The 20,370-nt window shown below is 35.4% G+C and carries 25 protein-coding genes and 2 pseudogenes; 19 read left to right on the forward strand and 8 right to left on the reverse strand.

Features of this window, described 5'->3' with window-relative positions; all coding sequences use genetic code 11:
• Positions 1-275 precede the first annotated feature (275 nt).
• Positions 276-935, reverse strand: coding sequence for a transposase (locus tag PATL70BA_RS17160; RefSeq protein ID WP_408634445.1), 660 nt, complete (start codon positions 933-935; stop codon positions 276-278).
• 64 nt (positions 936-999) lie between these two features.
• Positions 1,000-1,384, reverse strand: a pseudogene (locus tag PATL70BA_RS17165) (IS110 family transposase).
• Here PATL70BA_RS17165 and PATL70BA_RS16665 point away from each other — a divergent pair.
• The 9 genes from PATL70BA_RS16665 (at position 1,319) to PATL70BA_RS15150 (ending at position 8,389) form a co-directional block, all read left to right on the forward strand.
• The gene (locus PATL70BA_RS16665; protein WP_243116024.1) at positions 1,319-1,471 is read left to right on the forward strand and encodes a hypothetical protein; all 153 of its coding nucleotides are present in this window, start codon (positions 1,319-1,321) and stop codon (positions 1,469-1,471) included. The pseudogene PATL70BA_RS17165 and the gene PATL70BA_RS16665 overlap by 66 nt on opposite strands.
• Positions 1,472-2,325: 854 nt before the next feature.
• The gene (locus PATL70BA_RS15115) at positions 2,326-2,841 is read left to right on the forward strand and encodes a GNAT family N-acetyltransferase (RefSeq protein WP_125138162.1); all 516 of its coding nucleotides are present in this window, start codon (positions 2,326-2,328) and stop codon (positions 2,839-2,841) included.
• A gap of 394 nt (positions 2,842-3,235) precedes the next feature.
• Positions 3,236-3,844 carry a YdcF family protein gene (locus tag PATL70BA_RS15120; protein ID WP_172596280.1) on the forward strand — a complete coding sequence of 203 codons (609 nt, stop codon included), beginning with the start codon at positions 3,236-3,238 and terminating at the stop codon, positions 3,842-3,844.
• A 62-nt stretch (positions 3,845-3,906) separates the two neighbouring features.
• Positions 3,907-4,350 carry a DUF5680 domain-containing protein gene (locus PATL70BA_RS15125; protein ID WP_125138164.1) on the forward strand — a complete coding sequence of 148 codons (444 nt, stop codon included), beginning with the start codon at positions 3,907-3,909 and terminating at the stop codon, positions 4,348-4,350.
• 30 nt (positions 4,351-4,380) lie between these two features.
• On the forward strand, positions 4,381-4,848 hold the full coding sequence (locus tag PATL70BA_RS15130; protein ID WP_125138165.1) for a hypothetical protein: 468 nt from the start codon (positions 4,381-4,383) through the stop codon (positions 4,846-4,848).
• 194 nt (positions 4,849-5,042) lie between these two features.
• A complete protein-coding gene (locus PATL70BA_RS15135; RefSeq protein WP_125138166.1) occupies positions 5,043-5,624 on the forward strand; it encodes a GrpB family protein in 582 nt (193 codons plus the stop codon).
• A 163-nt stretch (positions 5,625-5,787) separates the two neighbouring features.
• On the forward strand, positions 5,788-6,747 hold the full coding sequence (locus tag PATL70BA_RS15140) for an aminoglycoside phosphotransferase family protein (protein WP_172596281.1): 960 nt from the start codon (positions 5,788-5,790) through the stop codon (positions 6,745-6,747).
• A 206-nt stretch (positions 6,748-6,953) separates the two neighbouring features.
• A complete protein-coding gene (locus PATL70BA_RS15145; RefSeq protein WP_125138168.1) occupies positions 6,954-7,466 on the forward strand; it encodes a GNAT family N-acetyltransferase in 513 nt (170 codons plus the stop codon).
• A gap of 359 nt (positions 7,467-7,825) precedes the next feature.
• Entirely contained in the window at positions 7,826-8,389 is a 564-nt protein-coding gene (locus PATL70BA_RS15150; protein WP_125138169.1) for a nitroreductase family protein, read from the forward strand.
• A gap of 162 nt (positions 8,390-8,551) precedes the next feature.
• Here the strand turns inward: PATL70BA_RS15150 and tnpC are convergent, their stop codons facing one another.
• From tnpC to tnpA, 3 genes are all read right to left on the reverse strand, one after another.
• On the reverse strand, positions 8,552-10,234 hold the full coding sequence (gene tnpC, locus PATL70BA_RS15155) for an IS66 family transposase (protein WP_125138170.1): 1,683 nt from the start codon (positions 10,232-10,234) through the stop codon (positions 8,552-8,554).
• Between the two features lie 314 nt (positions 10,235-10,548).
• Positions 10,549-10,908, reverse strand: coding sequence for an IS66 family insertion sequence element accessory protein TnpB (tnpB, locus tag PATL70BA_RS15160; protein ID WP_125136565.1), 360 nt, complete (start codon positions 10,906-10,908; stop codon positions 10,549-10,551).
• Positions 10,901-11,281 carry an IS66 family insertion sequence element accessory protein TnpA gene (gene tnpA, locus PATL70BA_RS15165; protein ID WP_125138171.1) on the reverse strand — a complete coding sequence of 127 codons (381 nt, stop codon included), beginning with the start codon at positions 11,279-11,281 and terminating at the stop codon, positions 10,901-10,903. Before tnpA ends, tnpB begins: the two co-directional genes overlap by 8 nt.
• Before the next feature lie 405 nt (positions 11,282-11,686).
• Between tnpA and PATL70BA_RS15170 the strand changes: the two genes are divergently transcribed.
• The 5 genes from PATL70BA_RS15170 to PATL70BA_RS15190 all read left to right on the forward strand — a co-directional run bounded on the left by PATL70BA_RS15170 (position 11,687) and on the right by PATL70BA_RS15190 (position 15,062).
• Complete coding sequence (locus PATL70BA_RS15170; RefSeq protein ID WP_125138172.1) at positions 11,687-12,229, forward strand: CDP-alcohol phosphatidyltransferase family protein; 543 nt, start codon at positions 11,687-11,689, stop codon at positions 12,227-12,229.
• 149 nt (positions 12,230-12,378) lie between these two features.
• Positions 12,379-12,699 (forward strand): flavodoxin family protein, encoded by a 321-nt coding sequence (locus tag PATL70BA_RS15175; protein WP_125138173.1) that lies wholly within the window; start codon positions 12,379-12,381, stop codon positions 12,697-12,699.
• 467 nt (positions 12,700-13,166) lie between these two features.
• Positions 13,167-13,547 (forward strand): YkvA family protein, encoded by a 381-nt coding sequence (locus tag PATL70BA_RS15180; protein WP_197715768.1) that lies wholly within the window; start codon positions 13,167-13,169, stop codon positions 13,545-13,547.
• Positions 13,548-13,696: 149 nt separating this feature from the next.
• Positions 13,697-14,242, forward strand: a complete 546-nt coding sequence (locus tag PATL70BA_RS15185) for a nucleotidyltransferase family protein (protein WP_125138174.1) — start codon at positions 13,697-13,699, stop codon at positions 14,240-14,242.
• 370 nt (positions 14,243-14,612) lie between these two features.
• Positions 14,613-15,062, forward strand: a complete 450-nt coding sequence (locus PATL70BA_RS15190; RefSeq protein ID WP_243115930.1) for a nitroreductase family protein — start codon at positions 14,613-14,615, stop codon at positions 15,060-15,062.
• Positions 15,063-15,164: 102 nt separating this feature from the next.
• Here PATL70BA_RS15190 and PATL70BA_RS15195 read toward each other — a convergent pair whose 3' ends face one another.
• Together PATL70BA_RS15195 and PATL70BA_RS15200 are read right to left on the reverse strand one after the other, a co-directional pair.
• Complete coding sequence (locus PATL70BA_RS15195) at positions 15,165-15,476, reverse strand: type II toxin-antitoxin system RelE/ParE family toxin (protein ID WP_125138175.1); 312 nt, start codon at positions 15,474-15,476, stop codon at positions 15,165-15,167.
• A complete protein-coding gene (locus PATL70BA_RS15200; protein WP_125138176.1) occupies positions 15,466-15,735 on the reverse strand; it encodes a type II toxin-antitoxin system Phd/YefM family antitoxin in 270 nt (89 codons plus the stop codon). The genes PATL70BA_RS15195 and PATL70BA_RS15200 overlap by 11 nt, the downstream gene beginning before the upstream one ends.
• A gap of 364 nt (positions 15,736-16,099) precedes the next feature.
• Between PATL70BA_RS15200 and PATL70BA_RS16325 the strand changes: the two genes are divergently transcribed.
• From PATL70BA_RS16325 to PATL70BA_RS15210, 3 genes are all read left to right on the forward strand, one after another.
• A complete protein-coding gene (locus tag PATL70BA_RS16325; RefSeq protein ID WP_172596283.1) occupies positions 16,100-16,249 on the forward strand; it encodes a hypothetical protein in 150 nt (49 codons plus the stop codon).
• Positions 16,250-16,487: 238 nt separating this feature from the next.
• Positions 16,488-17,063, forward strand: a complete 576-nt coding sequence (locus PATL70BA_RS15205; protein ID WP_125138177.1) for a GNAT family N-acetyltransferase — start codon at positions 16,488-16,490, stop codon at positions 17,061-17,063.
• 199 nt (positions 17,064-17,262) lie between these two features.
• A complete protein-coding gene (locus PATL70BA_RS15210; protein ID WP_125138178.1) occupies positions 17,263-17,739 on the forward strand; it encodes a flavodoxin family protein in 477 nt (158 codons plus the stop codon).
• Between the two features lie 306 nt (positions 17,740-18,045).
• Here the strand turns inward: PATL70BA_RS15210 and PATL70BA_RS15215 are convergent.
• Positions 18,046-19,156: pseudogene (locus PATL70BA_RS15215) on the reverse strand (IS110 family RNA-guided transposase).
• Here PATL70BA_RS15215 and PATL70BA_RS16670 point away from each other — a divergent pair.
• Together PATL70BA_RS16670 and PATL70BA_RS15220 are read left to right on the forward strand one after the other, a co-directional pair.
• Positions 19,091-19,243: a hypothetical protein gene (locus tag PATL70BA_RS16670; RefSeq protein ID WP_243116024.1), complete on the forward strand. Its 153-nt coding sequence runs from the start codon at positions 19,091-19,093 to the stop codon at positions 19,241-19,243. The pseudogene PATL70BA_RS15215 and the gene PATL70BA_RS16670 sit on opposite strands and share 66 nt — an antisense overlap.
• Positions 19,244-19,601: 358 nt before the next feature.
• On the forward strand, positions 19,602-20,282 hold the full coding sequence (locus tag PATL70BA_RS15220; RefSeq protein ID WP_172596284.1) for a CPBP family intramembrane glutamic endopeptidase: 681 nt from the start codon (positions 19,602-19,604) through the stop codon (positions 20,280-20,282).
• Positions 20,283-20,370 lie beyond the last annotated feature (88 nt).

The following is a 20,370-nucleotide window of genomic DNA, read 5'->3' on the forward strand; positions in this document are numbered from 1 at the left end:
AGGGGTGGATCCGGACGGTCGCCCGAATCCACACTCATTCGCCGGGGAGCAAGTCCCTCTTTGGGTTCATTCTCTTCTTGTCCGGCTCAAGGGCCTCGGCAATGCGGAACGTTAGGCGACATACTTTGCTAAGTAGTAAGAATAGGAGACCAGCTATGAAAAGTCAAGTATAAATTAGCTGGAAATTCTTTTTAATCGAATTCCTTAAAAAAGGGTAACTTTAATAAGACTCCCTATAAGGTAGTTTTCAAAATCAAATGATATTCGGGTTTTAATTAGTCGAGATTAAACTCGACTTCGTCAGTAAGCATCTTATAGATGACCCTGACAAGCTTACCGGCACAGTGACCTAAAGTGTTGTAGTGGTTTCGGCCTTCAGCTCTTTTAGTATCGTAATAAGCTTTAAATGTGTCGTTGTTACGAACAACATTGTTTGCAGCATTAATTAATGCATAACGTAAGGTTTTTGATCCTCGTTTTGACATACGTGTACGTTTGGCAACAAAGTTTCCAGACTGATAAACAGACGGATCTAACCCAGCATAAGCTAGAACTTTGCTAGCATTGGAGAAGCGTTTAATGTTACCAATTTCACCAAGAATCATTCCACCATTGACAAATCCAATGCCTGGAATGGTCATGATAAGTGAATCAAGTGAAAGCATAATTGATTGCATTTCCGATTCAACAGTTTTTAACTGGCTATCTAATAACTCGATTTGCTCGATAGCATGAGTTATTTGAATAGATAAAGACCTGTCGCTGGATCCGACAGACTCCCTTGCAAGAACTCTTAATGCTTTAGCATGTTCTTTCTTGAAGTGGCCGTGGGAGGCTTTTAAAAGAAGAGCTGAAAGATGAGTCATATGCATGGAGGCAATAGCATCCGGAGTAGGAGCTTCTTTAAGAAGCTGATAACAGGCTTTCTGATGCAAACCTGATTTGAAGAAGTATTGGAGTTCAGGAAAACCTGATCCATATAAGAAGTTAGCTGAATTTTCAACCTAGTACGGTTTTAACCAGCTTCTGACGGAAACGTCCAAGATTCTTCAAATGCATAAGATCAATGTCTTCTACAGTGAGGAAACGATGATCATGCATCATAAGGGTTTTAGCGATAACAAAGGTATCAACTTTATCAGTCTTAGTCTTGCGAATGTTATTTTTCGCATAGATGAAGTCTGAAGTGGGTTGATGAGACAAACCTTAAAGTGTCTAGATACAAGAAATTCAATAAGGTTGTTGCCATAGTGAGCTGTTGATTCAAGACCAATGATGAGGTCACTCTTTTAAAGGAACTAATTGAAGAGAGCAACAAATGGAAGCCATCACTGTCATTCGTAAATTTGAACGGCTCGAGAAGTACTTCACCATCAGAAGATATGGCTGCGGCGAAGTGGTTAAGTTTGGCGATATCAATGCCAAGATAGATCATGAGATTAAATCTCCTTTCGAATTATTGATACCATGACGTCCACCAGCGATTATCATTGTAGACTTGAATGAGATAAGTACTCTATACAAAATGTATGGCACATCCAGCTAATAAACAATTCAGATAAAGGTAGCGGCAATACACTCCTGTTAAGTAGTCTGTGCTACAGAAAAAAATCAAAGGTACCACAGTATCTGAATGTATTATAGTCACGAATAAAAAAGAAAGGAAAGTGTGATATTTACTTCTATAAATATCATACAAGTTAAATATGTTTGATTACACTAAGTCTAAGGGGAACACAATTATATATATTATTGCACCAGCATTTATAGCTCACTACTCATTTTTGCTACTGAACAATTTTCTAAGTCAATTGTTCATACATTTTCCTGATGGAAGTCACCTGAATTTTGATTCGCTACTAAATGTAGTTTTTTTAACACTATATAATCTTGTACCTATAATTATAATTCTCTTGTTAAGAAGACACTCTTTTAAATCGGTGGAGGGTGTAATTGATAAGAATTTGGTTTTTTTCTTGAATGGTACTATTTTAGTGTTACTTAGTATTATGAACATTATTGCTATTCCAAATTTTATTTATGGTATTGTAACTTTCTCAGTTATACGTGTAGGTGATATGGTTGGAAGTAATTTTCAGTTGTACTTTTTCATATCAAGTTTAGTTATTACAATTTTACGATTGGGTTTATCGATTACATTGATTTATAAGAGTAAGTTTTATAAGAAGAATATATCTGGTGATTAAGATTGATGCTGAAACTTACGACGTCGCCTAATAATACGTTAACGCAAATGTTATGTGAAAGAACTAGCTAAGTTTTTTGGCTTATAAATATAATCTACATAGGGGGTGAGAAGGTATTATGAAGATGAGTGAAGCCAAAATGGATAATTTGAATCGAATCGATGAGCTTTACAAGGTTTGCATATTGAACTTAAATGAAAGTGGTATTTACCAATGGGATGATAGATATCCTAACATTACCACATATACGAGTTGTATAAAGGATAAGTGTCAATACATTTTTGAGTCAGATGGAGATCTGATTGGTTCAGTAATTTTGAATGAAAGTCAATCTGAGGAATGGAATTTGGTCCCGTGGAATTATATTGATGGTAGAATTATAGTTATTCATGCACTAGCTATTAATCCTAAAGTACAAGGTAAGGGTTATGGTCAGCAAGTGTTGGAATTATGCGAAGCGTATGGCTTTAACAATGGGTACACAGCTATGAGATTAGATGTGTTTTCAAAAAATGCGGCGGCAATAAGATTATATGAAAAGAATGCTTTTCAGAAAGTTGGAGAAGTTACATTCAGTTTTAAGCCAATAGGTCACCAACAATATTACTGCTATGAGAAGATGTTAAAAGAATAATTGGTTATCATTTTGTAGGCTATTAATTTACTTAGCTGATTTGGATGAAATGGTTGTTTCCGCGAGTTCCTTCGCATAACAAGATGTTTCACAAATTCATCAGCTTTTAGTTTTGTGAATTGGGAAGAAACTGAGCGGATGAACTTCCGTAACACGCAAACGTTAGGTGCAATATCATCTCGATTTAGAAAGGAGTAATATGAGAAAAGCGAGGTTTGGCATAATTGAATATATCTTGATTGTTTTGCTTATAATTGCTCTCTTATTAATGATTGGCTTCGGCATAACGTTTTCTACATTAATAATCTTTCTTTTCATCCTATCATTGATATTTTGGGATGGATTAAGAAGATTCCAGAGGTCGCATAAGTGGTTTCTATACTTCTATAAAATTATGAATGTTGGTTACTTACTATTTTTAGTATCCTTCTTAATTGTTCAACTATTAATTCATAATGGAATCACTTACGAAACAGAAGAGGATGATTATGACTACATACTGGTTCTTGGTGCTGGATTAAGAGGGCAAGAGTTATCGACAATTTTGAGATTGAGGCTAGAGTTGGCGGTCGATTTAGCAGCAGAAGAAGAGGAAGTAATATATATTGTTTCTGGAGGTCAAGGACCTGGTGAGGATATTCCAGAAGCTCTGGCAATGTCTCTTTATTTATCTGATAATGGTGTGAATCCTGATCGTATTATACTTGAAGACATGTCTACATCAACCCAAGAGAATATTGAGTTTAGTAAGAGTTTGGTTGATGTACACTTTGGTGAAGAGTCTACAGGGCTTCTAATTACCAATGAATTTCATATGTTTAGAGCATTAGAATTAGCTGATAGGGAAGGTCTACTAGTCAAAGGTTTAGCCTGTAAGACTCCATTGACGATTCGATTGAATTACTTAATCCGAGAGTACTTCACAATAATTAACAGTTTAGTGTTGGGTAAGTTGTCGATGATACTGCACCTAACAGCGAAGTTAGGCAATAGATTATGCTAGGTATTAAATTGAAATAGATAATAATTACAGCAAATTCTATAGGATGAAAGTAGGAAGAACACATGGATAAGAAGATTGTAGAGTTTTTGATTAGAGCCAAGAAAGCTACATATGCTGGGAAAGGTAATGAGAGCGAAGCATCGAGGCCTAATTCTCATGATCTGGAATACAATGAAGGTGAACTGAAATACATAGACACTTACTTAGGAAGTGGCAGTTTTGCTGGAGAAGAGGCATTATGGTTAGAAGATATTGCGTTTTGGTCTATGAACTACATTGGTAGAGTGTTGGGGGCTGATTTTCAAGGAGACTTCCTTAAGGAAGCTCTGCTCATGGTGCCAGAAGATATGCCGTACCGAGGACCAGAAGAATATACTAGCGGCAGCTTCACATATAGATGTGAAGTAGAAGGAGATGTGGCTTGGTTCAAAGGCTACGAGGTAATTTTGAAAGATGGCATTAAGGTCTATGAATGTATGTTCCATGGTGGCGAAGTAAAGGAATAAATAGATTATCTTTATTAAAGGAGGTACACAATGATATATGTAAAGTTCATTCTTCTATTTATGATTGCTCATACCGTATCATATACTGTTGCTGGAGCGATTGCATTAAAATTTAGCAAAGATATTTATGAAAGTAAAAATAGGCTATGTCATTTTTTAAATGATATGGGACTTAAAGAAGAAAGGAAACACGTTGAGAAATATTTTTTACTTGCCCAAATTGTAAGAGGTTTTTTGATGGGTGTCGTTCTCCTTCCCTTATTTACAGCTATTGAAAATCTCATATTTATTTTACAGTTCATCTTTTTTGTTACTTTAATGTTTGTCTATACCCACATTTCATCAGCAGCACCTTTTCTGGATAACATTGAAGGATATGTGTATTTTAAAAAAGAATATCTACAAAAAAAATCTATTTTAAAATTTCAATTTGAAATGATTATGTATGCTGTTTTATTTGGCTTTATCATAACATTATTTATGCAGGTTTTTATTTAACTTTAATCGTTGTATTGTATCTTTTAAAGGTACTGGTGGCACGTTTCAAGGGAAAATTCAAAGTACAACATCCCTTTACCGAGAGCGAAGCTACACCAGGGAGTAGTCTTAGGCGGGTCCGATTCAGGGACATTCCAAATACCAGGACGTTAACGGACATTGCGCACTGGTTAAGAAAATTTAAGGAGGTACAAATGGAGAAAGAACTGTCAGAGATGACACTTGAAGAATTATGGGTGCTATTTCCGATTATTTTGAAAGAGCATAATGTTGAATATAAAAATTGGTATGAAATTGAAGAAGAAAAGTTTATTAATTTAATTGGGGAGAAAGATATTGCTCGTATTAATCATATAGGGAGTAGTGCTGTTAATGGTCTATTATCAAAACCTATAGTTGATATTTTGTTGGAACTTAAGGAGGGGTGTAATCTGGATATAATAATAGATAGGATATTAGATGAAGGATGGACTTTAATGTCGTCCCAAGAAGAACCATATATGAGTAGGGTATTTAATAAAGGATATACAAAACATGGATTTTCTAAAAAAGTCTACCATTTACATGTACGTCTTGCAGGTGATTGGAATGAATTGTACTTTAGAGATTATTTGATTGATTGCAAAGAGGTGGCTGAAAAATATGGTCAAATCAAATCAGAATTAATTGATAAATATAGGAATAATAGAGATGGTTATACGGATGCAAAATCGGACTTTATATTACAACATACTAAAGAGGCAAGGAAAAAGTATGGCAGTAGGTATAAGATGTAACTAGTTTAGGGATATTGGTAGCTTCCGTACGCAACATCAGCTAACAGTATGTGCAGACATGGAGAGCATCAAGGAGTGATGTCCATATCTTACATACACAGGACGTTAGGCGAAAGAATTAATTAGTATACTATATATTAGAACCAGCTTAATGGAGGCATCAATGGAAGATAAAGATATAAGAAAGATTTGTCATGAAAATCATCTGTTTTGTAACAAGATTACCAGAGTGGAGGGTAGTTTCAATAAAGAAATATATTTTATTGATGATAAATATTTGATTCGAACATCAAAGCAATCAATGCTTAATGAACAATTTAAGTTTGATCGTATCAGGGATTTGAAACATGTACCCAAAATAGTCTTCTCCTCTGATCAACGCAGTATGGAATGTAAAATCTATTATATTATCCTTCAATACATACAGGGCATTGAATTATTTACTAAATATGATGATTTACAGAATCAAGATATATATAATATAGGAGTAGAGATTGCTGATTTTTTATCTGGGCTTCATACTATAAAAGGAGAAGAATATGATATTGGTCATTATGTGCCGATAATACCAGATTTTGATAAATCATGGAAAGCAGGACATCAAAAATACTGGGATCTTATATATAATGGGCTTAAAGATATACCACTGTCAGACAATGCATGGAGAATAATAGAACGGAGTAATGATTATATTAATGAAAACATATCAAGCATGGATTTTGAGAACGGTCATTCTTTAATACATAATGATTTTCATTTTAAAAATATAATTGTAAATAAGAATGTATTTTCAGGGGTAATTGACTGGGAGTGTTCACAGTATGGAGAAGCCGACTTTGACCTCATACATTTATTGCACTGGAGTTTGTTCCCGCCGTCAGACGCTTCTAATATGATGCAATTGTTTGAAACGGTCTTTATTCATTATATGAAAAAAAGCAATATTCCAATGATTGAAAAGAGACTGACAATCTATTTATTAGAGCATGATTGTATTCAAATACTATGGAGTCAAGGGAAGAAAGCCGAGGAATTACTACCAAGAATAGAATGGTGGATAAGAAACCTAGAAAAGTATATCGTAGATCTATTAAAATTAGTGGATACTGGCAGTTTCCATTGATCTTATCGCCTACAATGTGTTACCAATATCATCATGAAAGGGAGCGCGTTAAGAAGTACCTGAGATGACGTCGGGAACTCGGAGACGTTAGCGGAAAGTCCGAATTTGAAATAGATAGAAACCTTAATTATTATGCATTTTGATATATAGCTCGATTTATTTAATAACAATAATATAATTCAACTTAAAATAAAGGAGATTTATATATGATTATACGACAAGAACAACCGTCTGATTATGATGAAGTTTATGAACTTGTTAAGAAGTCATTTGCTACATCAACTAATGAAGGTGAATGGGAATATTTAAATGAAGTACGAAAAAAAGATGAGTTTATTCCAGAACTTTCATTAGTAGCAGAGAATGACGATGGAATGCTGATAGGACAGATTGTTTTGTATAAAACAGATATTACAACTTCGGATAATGTTTATACTGAGCTTTTACTATCACCAATAAGTGTTCATCCAGACTTTTTTCGCAGAGGAATTGCGAGTAAAATGATGAAGGAAGCTTTCCAAATTGCAAGAGGTATGGGATTTACGGCTATATTTCTATGTGGTAATCCAGATTTTTACCATAAGTTTGGTTTTAAGGGGTCTTATAAATATGCAATATTGCATATTGCAGATAAAACCCAAAAAGCTGAATGGTGCATGGCGTTAGAATTAATACCTGATGCATTAATAAATAAAGCTGGAACAATTAATATACAATAACCAAGTACAGTAATTGATACAGATTTCCTTAGGTAAGTAGTTGATTACGGAGTAATTTGACCAAGTGAATTATAGATGGCTCAAAGCACTATTATTCATTTTGAAGTGTTGGAAATTAACGATTCGGACCTTCACATAACAACGCATTACCGATTATATAAACCGCTAACCGAGTCAGCCACGCATTAGGTGTTCGCAGGCTCACAACCATAAGCTCAGCTTGTAAGCGCTTTGGCATCGTCAACGCAGGACGTTAAGTGAAATCGGTCACAAAGAGATTGCGTATTCTGCGTGGATTGAAAGGGAAGGGTTTTGAAGAACAAGAATATTGTTTATTATAAGTAAAAAGGAGTTTTATAGTGAACGTAATCGAAACGATTTATAAAAGAAGAAGTATAAGAAACTATTTAGATAAGCAAGTTGAAAAGGATATGATTATAACTTTGTTGAAGGCCGCTACAGCTGCACCGACGGCAGCAAATTGTCAACCATGGGAGTTTATAGTAATTGATAAAGCCGAAAAACTTTCTGAACTGAAGGATAAATTGATTTTTGCGAGATATAATGCACCTGTTGCTATTGTTGTGTGTGGGAATATGAAATTATCATTTAAAGGGCCAAATCAAGAAATGTGGGTTCAAGATTGCAGTGCAGCGATAGAAAATATTTTGATTGCAGCAACAAGTATAGGGCTTGGTTCAATTTGGATAGGCATATACCCTCTTGAAAGCAATATAAGGGCATTAAAAAAAATACTCAATATGCCTGAATATGTTACTCCACTGGGTATTGTATATGTTGGATATTCTGCAGAGGAAAAAGAAGCGAGAACACGTTTTAATGATAAAAGAGTATATTGGCAAGAGTATGAACCTAACCGTAAGCATAAGACAAAGGATAAGCCTGTTATAGGACATTACTAGAGGTTTTAGGGGTGTTGTCCGTGACCACCTAGAAATAAGCGAGGCGACCAACTTTACTCAACAAGACACTCAAGTTCGCTATAGCTTCAAAAGAGTAAACGGTAAACCAGTCAGCTCTACTGTTTACCGTTTTTTTATGTCATAATACCTTAAACTGATATGCTATTTCTTCCTCCGTATGTACTCAGGAAGGCTTGCTGACCAAGGTAAGAGTTGATCAAATACTGCGAGATCTGTCTCATCCTGATATTTCGGAATCTCGGTTAACAGATACTTGTAGTATTCATATGTACGTAAATTATTCGCCTTTGCTGTTTCTGCTATGCTATATGATATTGCGCTGGCTTCTGCTCCGGCTATTGTATCGATAAGAACCCAATTTTTTCTTCCAATGGTAAAAGGACGGATATTTCGTTCCGAAGATGAATTATCAATCGGTACATTACCATTAGTCAGAAAGGTCTTTAGATATTTTTCCTGATTCAGGCAGTAGCCAAAACCTTGTCCGGTTTCTGATTTTGGAGGCACTTTGTCCTTGTTTTTCGCACCCAATCGAAAAGCCTCAACCAACGGTGTAACGCTAAGGTTTCTTCTTTCTAATCGCTCTTCTGCTGACAACTCTTTTAGACTTTTGTCTATAGTATAAATGGCGGCCATCTGCTTCAATGCTTTATAAGCAAGCGTTTCCTTGATTTCATCCCTTGATGAGGTTTTTCGCATTGCTTTTATTGCATTTACAAATCTGCGTCTTGCGTGAGCATAGCAGCCGGCAACGATAATGCCTTCTTTTTCTCTCTCCAGCTTATGATAGGATTCATATCCATCTGAAACTACTATGCCAGAGTAACCTTCCAGAAACTGCTCGAGATGTACCGTTTCTCGCGTCTTATGATACTCGAAAAGTACAATTCTCTTGCCGCTTTGATCAAGCTCGCTACTGCTATACACCCACATAAAACTTTTTGCTCCGGCCGCCCTGCCATCTTTACTCACTTTTAGAGTAGTCTCATCAGCTTGGATTACCTCTTGTTGAAGGAGTACTTCTTTCATCCGGTCCCATATCAGAGACAGGTAACGCTCTGAACATCGTATCACCCAGTTACACATGACCTGTCTGGATAAAACGACATCACTTCTTAAAAAGTTTTGTTCCAATCTATAGATTGGCATTGCATTGACATACTTATAGTTGAGAATCCCGGCTACCAGGGAGGGGGATGCCAAGCTGTTCTGGAGTAAATCTGCTGTCGGTCTCTTGGCATGGGCGAATCTTTCGCCATCAGCACTTCTATAAACGGCCACATGGTATTCCTGTACTTCAAAAGTTCCAGGATGGAATTCGAGGTGACGATATACATCATCTGGCATTCGCTTGTAACCTTCACCTAATTGTTCGACCAATTCATCGTGGCTTAAATCACTAATAATCGGTTCTGCCTGCGGTAAGCCTTCTAAATCTTTAGACCGTTTACCTTTAGCTTTCTTTTTCTTTTTTTGACCAACTTCTTCCAATGTAGGTTCTTCTAGCTCATCCGGATCTGACATATCAACCGTATTTTCAGCCTCATTAAAACATGGAGATTCTGCAATGGTTTTCTTTATATCTGCCAATTCTTCTTCTGTAAAGTCCATTTTCTCAGAGGATTTCCCAAAACGTGCATTCTGTGCAACATTAAACTTCTCCAAAAGGACTTTGAAGTTTGCGTTCAGATCGTTTAATTGCATCGTCAAGGCTTCATTCTGTTTTTTCACTTCATCAAAATTCGTTTGCATCATCAAGAGAATCTCAATCAGCGTTTCCTTATTTAGTTTTTCACAAGCTTCTCTTGAAATTGGATTATTCATTGGATTCTCCCGTATTTTTATCTTGTCTTATTATACGTGAGATACCCAAAATCCTCAAATTTTACATAGTCGGTCTTCGTCATTATGACGGTGGATAACTAAGGTCACAAGACTTGATACTCGAGTTTTGTCACGTCAGTTATTCACAAAATTAGCTTTTTCAGCCTTTATCAAAAGACTTTCAGAAGGCTTATCCACTGAATTTATTGGCGCCTTCTTTTATCAGTGGATAAGTAGTTTTTCTTGAATTATATCTTGTTCTATACCTTGAAAAATAAATATTTTTTTCTCTATTTTGCACATAAACTCTTTTGTCATCCTGGTAAAAGAGGGGTAACTTTTGCTATGGATTTCTTCTGTTCAATCTTCATACCCTTCATAAGCCACTCGAACTGCTCTTGTGTTATAGCCTTAGCCTCATCCTCCGAACGTGGCCACTGGAAGCTACCTGCTTCAAGTCTCTTGTATCCCAAAAAATATCCATCTTCCTCCCAAACCAATGTTTTTATCCTGTCTGATCTTCTTCCGCAAAACATGAATAAGGTTCCAGTTTCAAACGGATCTAATTTATAGTGATTTTTGATCATCATTGACAACCTATCAATTCCACTTCTAAGATCAGAACGGCCACAGCAGACTATGACACGCTTAATTCCTTTCGCATCATTAAGCATCGAATATCAGCTCCCTTGTGAATGCTGCTAATTCCATTCCGGATAAGTTTGATATTTCGATTACTATACTGCCTTTATTTAATCTAAAAATTGGATTTTGTTTGGCAACTGTCACATCATTACTGCTTGATACTTGTAAAGCTTTTTCGTTACCAGCAACTGGAACCTCTACAAATACAGGTGCAACCAACTCTGTTGCGTTTATTCTACCCTCATATATCAAAGCCCGTATCCGACGTTGCCAATAATAAAACTGTTTTTCATTGATGTCATTTGCTTCACACCATTGTCGTTTTATTTTACCACTTGAGTTACATTTTTTTACAATATTTGCCCAATACTCCAAGCGTACTTCATTAGTCGTATCATCCATTTAATCAACCTCCAAAAAACTATTAGTTTTCTTGTCTCTAGCGATAATTATCTCAAAAACTAGCTAGTTTTTTCAAGGCGGTATGGTTTACCGTTTACTCAAAAGATAGCTAAAGCACATCCATTCACCAAGCCAGTTCAGGCTAAGCTCATACGAAGATATCATGATTTAGGTGCACAATATGTTGAACGGTTAGCAGGTGATAAGACATTTGAGCAACACATAGAAGATGGACATATAAAGGCTTACATAGAAGACATAAAATACTTTAAGAAAAATTGGGCTAACTTGTAGGGATTCACAAGTTTTTGTTGATAGCTTTGTCTAACAGCGAATTGACGAGACGTTATGCGATATTAGAAACTGGGCTGCAATAGTGGTCTTATTGAAAATTGAGGAGGAAAGATGAAGTATATCGCTAATTATATAACCCTTAGTAGGATTATATTGAGCTTTACCTTATTATTATTTGAGCCATTTAGTATTGTTTTTAATACAATTTATATAGTTTCCGGACTTAGTGATATACTCGATGGATATATAGCGAGAATTAGTGGCACTGCCAGTACTATTGGAGCGAGATTGGACTCTGTTGCGGATTTGATTATGGTGACTGTTGTATTATATAAGTATTATCCACTAGTTATTTTATCTGAAAAAATTTATTTTTGGATTTTAGGAATAATATTAATTAGGGTACTATCATTGACGGTTGTCTATATAAAATTTAGGGAACTGGGTATATTACACTCATATGGGAATAAATTTACTGGGATAGCTTTATTCATGACACCATTACTTATTCAGATTATTCCGGTTCATACCACAGCATATTTACTATGCATTTTTGGATCAGTTTCCGCGGTTGAGGAATTAGTTATACATTTAAAGTCAATGAAACTAGATTTGAACGCGAAGAGTTTGCTGACATATGCAAGAAGAGTTTGAGTTGGTTGTATGATATCGTATCAAACATCGCCAAACAGCGAATTACCAACATGGACGGTAATAAAGGAGGATGTCCACGTCGCTAATTCACGCAAACGTTATGTGCAATTACGAACCAGATATAAAAAAATAAAGAATGGAAAACGATTATGAATTCGACTGTAGTTGTATATTATTCAAAAGATAACAATACTCGAACTGGAGCAAAGATTTTAAGCGATAGAATAGGAGCAAAAATAGTTGAGTTAACAGAAATTAGGAAAGCAAATTTTGTTCAGGCGCTAAGTAAAAAGAGTTCAAAACTTGCAGGAGATCCATGGGGTGAGATAAAAGATGCTAAGATAATATACTTAATGTCACCAATATGGGCAAGTAATACCTTATTTGTTGGATTTTCAATTATTGTATTGTGGATCATGTTATTTGCCACATCACAGGTTCCAGAGCTTGAGACTGAACCATTAGCTTAGCACTGCATGTACTATCCGAATTGATATTGGCAGTATCTCTTCTTTTTACTGGTATTGGCTACATGAAGAATACTAGATGGGTACCATATATGTTTATGTTGAGCATGGGACTTCTCATATACTCGGTTATGAATGTAGCAGGATATTATGGGGAGTCTGGTAATTTCGCTATGGTTATAATATTTGCAGTATTATTAGTTATTGCTGTCCTATTAACAGTTCTTACTTTGAAGGAAATTCTGAGCAAGAATAATGATTAGATTTGTTGGTTTAGGTTCTGCTTTATCAACTGTATCGATATATCAAGTTGCTAGTAAGATTCCGAGGGGAATCACATAACCCCATGTTCCTGCTTCGGGTCAGCAGAGGGAACGGATATAAGTAAGAATGCTGGCCACATACGGCCGCCTAAGTCATACGAATATGAGACTATATATGAAATTTCCACCTTTGTTCCGAGGTATTGAATGAAAGGTAAAGAGATGAATTTACTAGAAAGTGCAAAGAAACTAAAAAAAGAAATTGGTACACTATACTATTCGTATAGAGATGAAAGGACACCATTGTTTGCCAAAGTGTTTTCTATATTTGTAGTCAGTTATGCTCTAAGTCCCATTGATCTGATTCCTGACTTTATTCCAATATTGGGATATCTTGATGATATTATCTTATTACCAATTGGAATATATTTCGCTTTAAAGATGATTCCAGATGTAGTGATTGTGGATTCTAGAGATAGAGCAGAGAAGGAATTTATGAAAGATCGAAAGAGCAATTATTTTGTTGCAGGAGTCATCGTAATTATATGGTTCATAATAATACTAGAGATTGCCCATATAATTATATAAATTATTCAAGGGAGAATGCCGACGATTGAAACATCATATAACAGCGAGTTGACGATATAGGCTTTGGCAAGTATGGATGGCACAAATCGTCTACTTAGAGGATGTTAGTTGACATATTATCTTTTGAATAGAAAAGAGAGGTACATGAATTGGATGATGTAGTTATCAGTTTGGCAAAACATTTGAATAAGGAAAATATTATATGGGGTATAGGTGGTTCATACTTATTAAAGGAATATGGTATTGTTGATGAAGTTCATGACTTGGATATCATTGTTTCTGAGGAGGATGTGAAGAAGACCGTCGAGATTCTTGATTCTATAGCTGAGAGGAAGACTATACCAGTAAAGAATGAATATAGAACAAAGCATTTCCATGTATATTCCTACAGAGGTGTGAGTATTGATGTGATGTCTACTTTTCGAATTGAGCATGATAATGGCGTTTATGAGTTCTTGTTAGATGATCAGTCGATAGTTATTAAAAAGCAGAAACAGGGAGTTGTTATACCCTTTACAAGTTTAGAAGATTGGCTCATTGCGTATAAATTGATGAAAGGAAGAGAAGAAAAAGTCGAGCTGATAGAGAATTATTTTAGAACAGAAAGTTTGAATCACAGAGAACTTCTAGAAAGAACAATTAAACAAGAATTGCCTGAAGAGATTAGAGAGTATATTAGGAACATACTTAAGTAAAAGTCAAGTTAGCTAAGACTGTCAAGCTAATACGGCATCTAACAGCGAAGTTGACGATATAGGCTTTGAATAAGGATGGATGCCACATATCGTCAATTCACATGACGTTAGGAGACATAATTCGTTAGTTAATAGAATCGATATAAATAATCCACTATTGTGAGGAGAAATCATGTTTAGTAAGTTTAAGATCTCAGCAAATAGGGTTATACCAATAATTGTAATAGCAATTATTATTTTTATTTAAATATATTTTGTATTTGGTTATCGGAGGAATTTACTAAATGAATTTTTTAGAATTATGTAAACAACGGTGTACAACAAGGGAATTTATTGAAAAACAAATTGATAAGGACGATCTTGACGCATTATGTCTGCTGGCCGTGTGACACCAACCGCTTGTAATAAGCAACCACAGCGTATTATTGTAGTTCAACGACCTGAGAATGTTTTCAAGGTTCAAAAAGCATACCAAACTTTCGGTTCTCAATGTATCCTCATCGTATGTCAAGATAAAAGGGATGCTTTAATTCGACCTTTTGACGAAAAATGTTCGGGTGATATAGATATCGGTATTATTTGCGATCACATGATGCTGGCTGCAAGAGAATTGAATATTGGGAGCGTGCTGGTAGGATTATTTGATCCTCATATAATAAGAAAAGAATTTAGCATACCCGAATATATTGAACCAACTGTATTGCTTATCCTAGGTTATCCTACCAATGGCTTTCTGAGTCCTGACCGTCATAAAACGGAAAGAAAGCCTCTTGAGGATTCAGTAATGTATGAGACCTATTACGAGGACAGGTCGTTATGACATGATTGCTTGCGAGACCCTGTCGGAGTTTAAGGGGCCGCCGTCCATGCTTCCTCTGGCGTCGTCAACTCACTGGACGTTATACGCGATTCAGAATCTCGGTTATAAAAACGTTGAGTAATTTTGTTTTAATGAAAGAATTCTATGTATACGTACTTCGTTGAGTGCTTGAACTGGAATATAGAATACAATATATGAGTCGATTAATAACATTCTATAACCTTTTTTTCTGAGTTCAAATTCATTGGGTAGCGTGCCAAGGAAAGGAAATTGGCTTAAATTACCAATTCTGTCAGTTATTTTTTGAATAAACTTTTCAGCAGCATTTGGATTATCTCTTGAGATATAGTCAAGTATCGCATATGTATCATTCATTGCAGATTCCTTGTAGATTACATTAAAGCTAAGTGACATTATACTTACCTCTAAGTTCTTTCATAAAATCATCATGTGAAATAGATGGTGAGTCAGATGCATACTCAGCTTCTGCGACAGATAATTTTTGATATAAGTCAAGTTTATCTTGAAGTGTTTCAAAATACTCTATCGATGTAACAACAAGATCGCCTTTACCATTTTTAGTGATATAAACGGGTTCGAAATTTTGATGGCATATTTCGGATATTTCATTGAAATTGTTACGCAAATCTGAAATAGGATGAATTTTTGGCATAGTGTCACCTCGCTTTCATTATAATGAGTATATTATATCATAATAATGATAAAGAGGGTAGTCTTGGAAATAGTTAATTCTGAACATCGTATAGCAGCGAGTTGACGATATAGGCTTTGAACAAGGATGGATACCACACATCGTCAACTCACAGGAAGTTAACTAACAAATGGCGCGTTGAAGGAATACTATGCAAAAAAGTGTTGTAATCAAGGAAGGATGGCGAAAGCAAGGTGAAAAAAAGTAAGTCAATTCTTTTAGAAGAATAGGGTGTGATATTAAGGGTTTTAAAAATGATAAGCCTAAGTTAGGAATAATAAAATTTGTAATAATCAGTATTGCAATGATTTTCATTTTATGCATATTGAGTTATTATGTTTTGGGTAGTATTGGTATTACCTATATGAAAAATGGAGAGGGTGAAAAAGTATATAATTTTATTGAAGATATGGATTACTTTTTTAATATTAAACAGGATAAAGTTGAGTTGATTAGTAAAACTGTTGGGTATTAAACAATTGAAATGAAATTTGAATCTAAATGTTATTACTATATGAAACTATTGACAAGGCTGGAAATATTTTGAATAGTTTAAAGGATTTTCTGGGGCGCCATTCATCTGCTAACAAAGGATTAACGGGCATGTCTTCGCAAAGTGCAGTCGCCCTAAAGCTCAAACACGTCGCTAAGCATAATCGTTATGTGAAAAATATTACTATGTTTTTATAATTTACTAAAAGGGGAGATATATAATGAAATATTTCAAAAAGTTGGTAGGGAAAGAGATATATTTATCACCAATGAATCCGGATGATTATGAGATTTATTGTGAGTGGATTAATGATTTAACAACATGTATTCCATCCGGTGTAGCAACTAATAATTATACTTTATATCAAGAAAAGGATGCACTAAAAAAGATTTCTGAAGGTCAGGCATTTGCGATTGTAAAACTTAATAATGATGAAGTGATTGGTAATTGCTCACTACTTGATGTTAATAATATACATGGAACAGCTGAACTGGGTATTTTTATTGGTTCTGATCAAAACAGAAATAAGGGTTATGGGACAGAAGCCTCTAAACTTTTGTTAAACTATGGATTTAAATTATTAAATCTTCATAATATTATGATACGTGTCTTAGGATTTAATCAAAGAGCACTTAAATCTTATATAAACATTGGATTTAAAGAGTTCGGTAGAAGAAGAGAAGCGTTTCTAATTAATCAAAGTTATTACGATGAAGTATATATGCAATTACTTAGAAAAGATTTTAGAAGTGATTTGTTAGACAAGCAGATTAATGATATCATTAATTTGTCATAGCTATACAAGGCTAAAGTAATATACTTCGCATAACATCATGTTGTCAACACAATCTGCAAACCGAGTCGGGGTCACATTAGTCGTTCGCAGGCTCACAGGCATGAGATCGCCCTGTAAGCAGATTGGCGTCGTCAACACACAGAACGTAATGTGAAGTTACGAACTAGATATTAAGAAAAAATAAGAAAGGAAAATGATTATGAATTCGACTGTAGTTGTATATTATTCAAAAGATAACAATACTCGAACTGGAGCAAAGATTTTAAGCGATAGAATAGGAGCAAAAATAGTTGAGTTAACAGAAATAAGGAAAGGAAATTTTATTCAAGCGCTAACTAAAAAGAGTTCAAAACTTGCAGGAGATCCATGGGGTGAGATAAAAGATGCTAAGATAATATACTTAATGTCACCAATATGGGCAAGTAATGGTGTTCCAGCCGTGAATGCTTTTTTAGACAAAGCAGATTTGACAAATAAAGAAGTAACAATAATAACATTTCAACAATTTGCAGATTTAAGAAATAGCGATAATGTACATAATTATTTTAGAAATAAGGTTCAAGATAAGAATGGAATTGTATTAGATTGTTATGCATTTTTAGGTGGTAAGATGGGACATTGTGCAGAAGAAATTTATATTAGGACACAGATAGATAAATTATTTCCTACAGAATAGTAATTTCAGATTACAAGCTATTTCCGTTCGTAGCTTTACATAATACGTTAATTCCCATCATGCCTCGACCATAATTAACTGGAGAAACTGAATGTTTTGGAACGATGAGAACTGCGGGAACGTTAGATAAAAGACCGTCCTAAGAGGAGAAAAGTCTCTTATGGGCGTTGTATAAGGAGACCAGCTATGAAAAGTCAAGTATAAATTAGCTGGAAATTCTTTTTAATCGAATTCCTTAAAAAAGGGTAACTTTAATAAGACTCCCTATAAGGTAGTTTTCAAAATCAAATGATATTCGGGTTTTAATTAGTCGAGATTAAACTCGACTTCGTCAGTAAGCATCTTATAGATGACCCTGACAAGCTTACCGGCACAGTGACCTAAAGTGTTGTAGTGGTTTCGGCCTTCAGCTCTTTTAGTATCGTAATAAGCTTTAAATGTGTCGTTGTTACGAACAACATTGTTTGCAGCATTAATTAATGCATAACGTAAGGTTTTTGATCCTCGTTTTGACATACGTGTACGTTTGGCAACAAAGTTTCCAGACTGATAAACAGACGGATCTAACCCAGCATAAGCTAGAACTTTGCTAGCATTGGAGAAGCGTTTAATGTTACCAATTTCACCAAGAATCATTCCACCATTGACAAATCCAATGCCTGGAATGGTCATGATAAGTGAATCAAGTGAAAGCATAATTGATTGCATTTCCGATTCAACAGTTTTTAACTGGCTATCTAATAACTCGATTTGCTCGATAGCATGAGTTATTTGAATAGATAAAGACCTGTCGCTGGATCCGACAGACTCCCTTGCAAGAACTCTTAATGCTTTAGCATGTTCTTTCTTGAAGTGGCCGTGGGAGGCTTTTAAAAGAAGAGCTGAAAGATGAGTCATATGCATGGAGGCAATAGCATCCGGAGTAGGAGCTTCTTTAAGAAGCTGATAACAGGCTTTCTGATGCAAACCTGATTTGAAGAAGTATTGGAGTTCAGGGAAAACCTGATCCATATAAGAAGTTAGCTGAATTTTCAACCTAGTACGGTTTTTAACCAGCTTCTGACGGAAACGTCCAAGATTCTTCAAATGCATAAGATCAATGTCTTCTACAGTGAGGAAACGATGATCATGCATCATAAGGGTTTTAGCGATAACAAAGGTATCAACTTTATCAGTCTTAGTCTTGCGAATGTTATTTTTCGCATAGATGAAGTCTGAAGTGGGTTGATGAGACAAACCTTAAAGTGTCTAGATACAAGAAATTCAATAAGGTTGTTGCCATAGTGAGCTGTTGATTCAAGACCAATGATGAGGTCACTCTTTTAAAGGAACTAATTGAAGAGAGCAACAAATGGAAGCCATCACTGTCATTCGTAAATTTGAACGGCTCGAGAAGTACTTCACCATCAGAAGATATGGCTGCGGCGAAGTGGTTAAGTTTGGCGATATCAATGCCAAGATAGATCATGAGATTAAATCTCCTTTCGAATTATTGATACCATGACGTCCACCAGCGATTATCATTGTAGACTTGAATGAGATAAGTACTCTATACAAAATGTATGGCACATCCAGCTAATAAACAATTCAGATAAAGGTAGCGGCAATACACTCCTGTTAAGTAGTCTGTGCTACAGAAAAAAATCAAAGGTACCACAGTATCTGAATGTATTATAGTCACGAATAAAAAAGAAAGGAAAGTGTGATATTTACTTCTATAAATATCATACAAGGTAATAGAAATGAAAACTATATTACAGCGAGCACCTGTTAAGTCATATTTTATACTAGCATACTTGATCTCTTGGGGTGTTAGTTTACTCGCGGTTGGACCAAAATTCATCCGCGGAGAAAACCTACAAATGGAAGATGCTATGCTCATGTTTATGGCAATGCTAGCTGGACCAAGCTTTGCTGGTATATTTATGACAGCTGTTGTCGATGGAAGAAATGGATTGAGGGAATTATTTGCTCGGATGATTAGGTGGCGAGTTGAAATACGCTGGTACTTGGTGGTACTTATCCCCCCAATTTTTATTTTATTAGTTCTATTAACACTTTCTGGTTTGGTATCCCCAGTTTTTGTCCCTAGTTTCACAATGATAGGCCTGGTAATAGGCCTTCTAGCTGGTTTTTTTGAGGAAATTGGCTGGGTAGGGTTTGCCCTTCCCAAGATGCAGGAGAAATATAATTCCTTATATACTGGTCTCATTATTGGTGTGTTCTGGGGCTTATGGCACTTATTGGCTGGTTATTTAGGTTCCTCAGCCACACTTGGAATATTTTGGGTGCCACATTTTGTTTCTATGTTTATCTTAGCCATGACGGCTACCAGAGTTATTATAGTTTGGGTATACAATCATACAAAAAGTGTTTTACTTGCGCAGCTAATACATGCAAGTTCAACAGGATTTTTGTATACTCTCGGTCCCTCACCGATATCGCCAGCAAATGAGATTCTTTGGTACATAATTTATGCATTAACTCTATGGGTTTTTGTTATAGTGATTTATTCAAGATATGGAAATCAATTGAAACGCTGATGGACGCTCCATCGGCTAACTGCATATTGCCAACACTCTATCTGCAAACTGATTCGGGGTCGCATTAGCCGATCGTAAGACTCTCAGG

The sequence above is a fragment of the Petrocella atlantisensis genome, from assembly GCF_900538275.1.
Taxonomy (GTDB): Bacteria; Bacillota; Clostridia; order Lachnospirales; family Vallitaleaceae; genus Petrocella; species Petrocella atlantisensis.

Bases quoted from the DNA above. Each gene is read 5' to 3' on its own strand.
- PATL70BA_RS15115 (WP_125138162.1), top strand. From the start codon at position 2,326: ATGAAGATGAGTGAAGCCAAAATGGATAATTTGAATCGAATCGATGAG.
- tnpB (WP_125136565.1), bottom strand. From the start codon at position 10,908: ATGCTTAATGATGCGAAAGGAATTAAGCGTGTCATAGTCTGCTGTGGC.
- PATL70BA_RS15195 (WP_125138175.1), bottom strand. From the start codon at position 15,476: ATGTCACTTAGCTTTAATGTAATCTACAAGGAATCTGCAATGAATGAT.
- PATL70BA_RS15200 (WP_125138176.1), bottom strand. From the start codon at position 15,735: ATGCCAAAAATTCATCCTATTTCAGATTTGCGTAACAATTTCAATGAA.
- PATL70BA_RS15140 (WP_172596281.1), top strand. From the start codon at position 5,788: ATGGAAGATAAAGATATAAGAAAGATTTGTCATGAAAATCATCTGTTT.
- PATL70BA_RS15130 (WP_125138165.1), top strand. From the start codon at position 4,381: ATGATATATGTAAAGTTCATTCTTCTATTTATGATTGCTCATACCGTA.
- PATL70BA_RS15180 (WP_197715768.1), top strand. From the start codon at position 13,167: ATGAAAGGTAAAGAGATGAATTTACTAGAAAGTGCAAAGAAACTAAAA.
- PATL70BA_RS15175 (WP_125138173.1), top strand. From the start codon at position 12,379: ATGAATTCGACTGTAGTTGTATATTATTCAAAAGATAACAATACTCGA.
- PATL70BA_RS15205 (WP_125138177.1), top strand. From the start codon at position 16,488: ATGAAATATTTCAAAAAGTTGGTAGGGAAAGAGATATATTTATCACCA.
- PATL70BA_RS15135 (WP_125138166.1), top strand. From the start codon at position 5,043: ATGGAGAAAGAACTGTCAGAGATGACACTTGAAGAATTATGGGTGCTA.
- PATL70BA_RS15125 (WP_125138164.1), top strand. From the start codon at position 3,907: ATGGATAAGAAGATTGTAGAGTTTTTGATTAGAGCCAAGAAAGCTACA.
- PATL70BA_RS15120 (WP_172596280.1), top strand. From the start codon at position 3,236: ATGAATGTTGGTTACTTACTATTTTTAGTATCCTTCTTAATTGTTCAA.
- PATL70BA_RS15210 (WP_125138178.1), top strand. From the start codon at position 17,263: ATGAATTCGACTGTAGTTGTATATTATTCAAAAGATAACAATACTCGA.
- PATL70BA_RS15190 (WP_243115930.1), top strand. From the start codon at position 14,613: ATGTCTGCTGGCCGTGTGACACCAACCGCTTGTAATAAGCAACCACAG.
- tnpC (WP_125138170.1), bottom strand. From the start codon at position 10,234: ATGAATAATCCAATTTCAAGAGAAGCTTGTGAAAAACTAAATAAGGAA.
- PATL70BA_RS15220 (WP_172596284.1), top strand. From the start codon at position 19,602: ATGGAAGATGCTATGCTCATGTTTATGGCAATGCTAGCTGGACCAAGC.
- PATL70BA_RS16670 (WP_243116024.1), top strand. From the start codon at position 19,091: ATGGAAGCCATCACTGTCATTCGTAAATTTGAACGGCTCGAGAAGTAC.
- PATL70BA_RS15170 (WP_125138172.1), top strand. From the start codon at position 11,687: ATGAAGTATATCGCTAATTATATAACCCTTAGTAGGATTATATTGAGC.
- tnpA (WP_125138171.1), bottom strand. From the start codon at position 11,281: ATGGATGATACGACTAATGAAGTACGCTTGGAGTATTGGGCAAATATT.
- PATL70BA_RS15145 (WP_125138168.1), top strand. From the start codon at position 6,954: ATGATTATACGACAAGAACAACCGTCTGATTATGATGAAGTTTATGAA.
- PATL70BA_RS16665 (WP_243116024.1), top strand. From the start codon at position 1,319: ATGGAAGCCATCACTGTCATTCGTAAATTTGAACGGCTCGAGAAGTAC.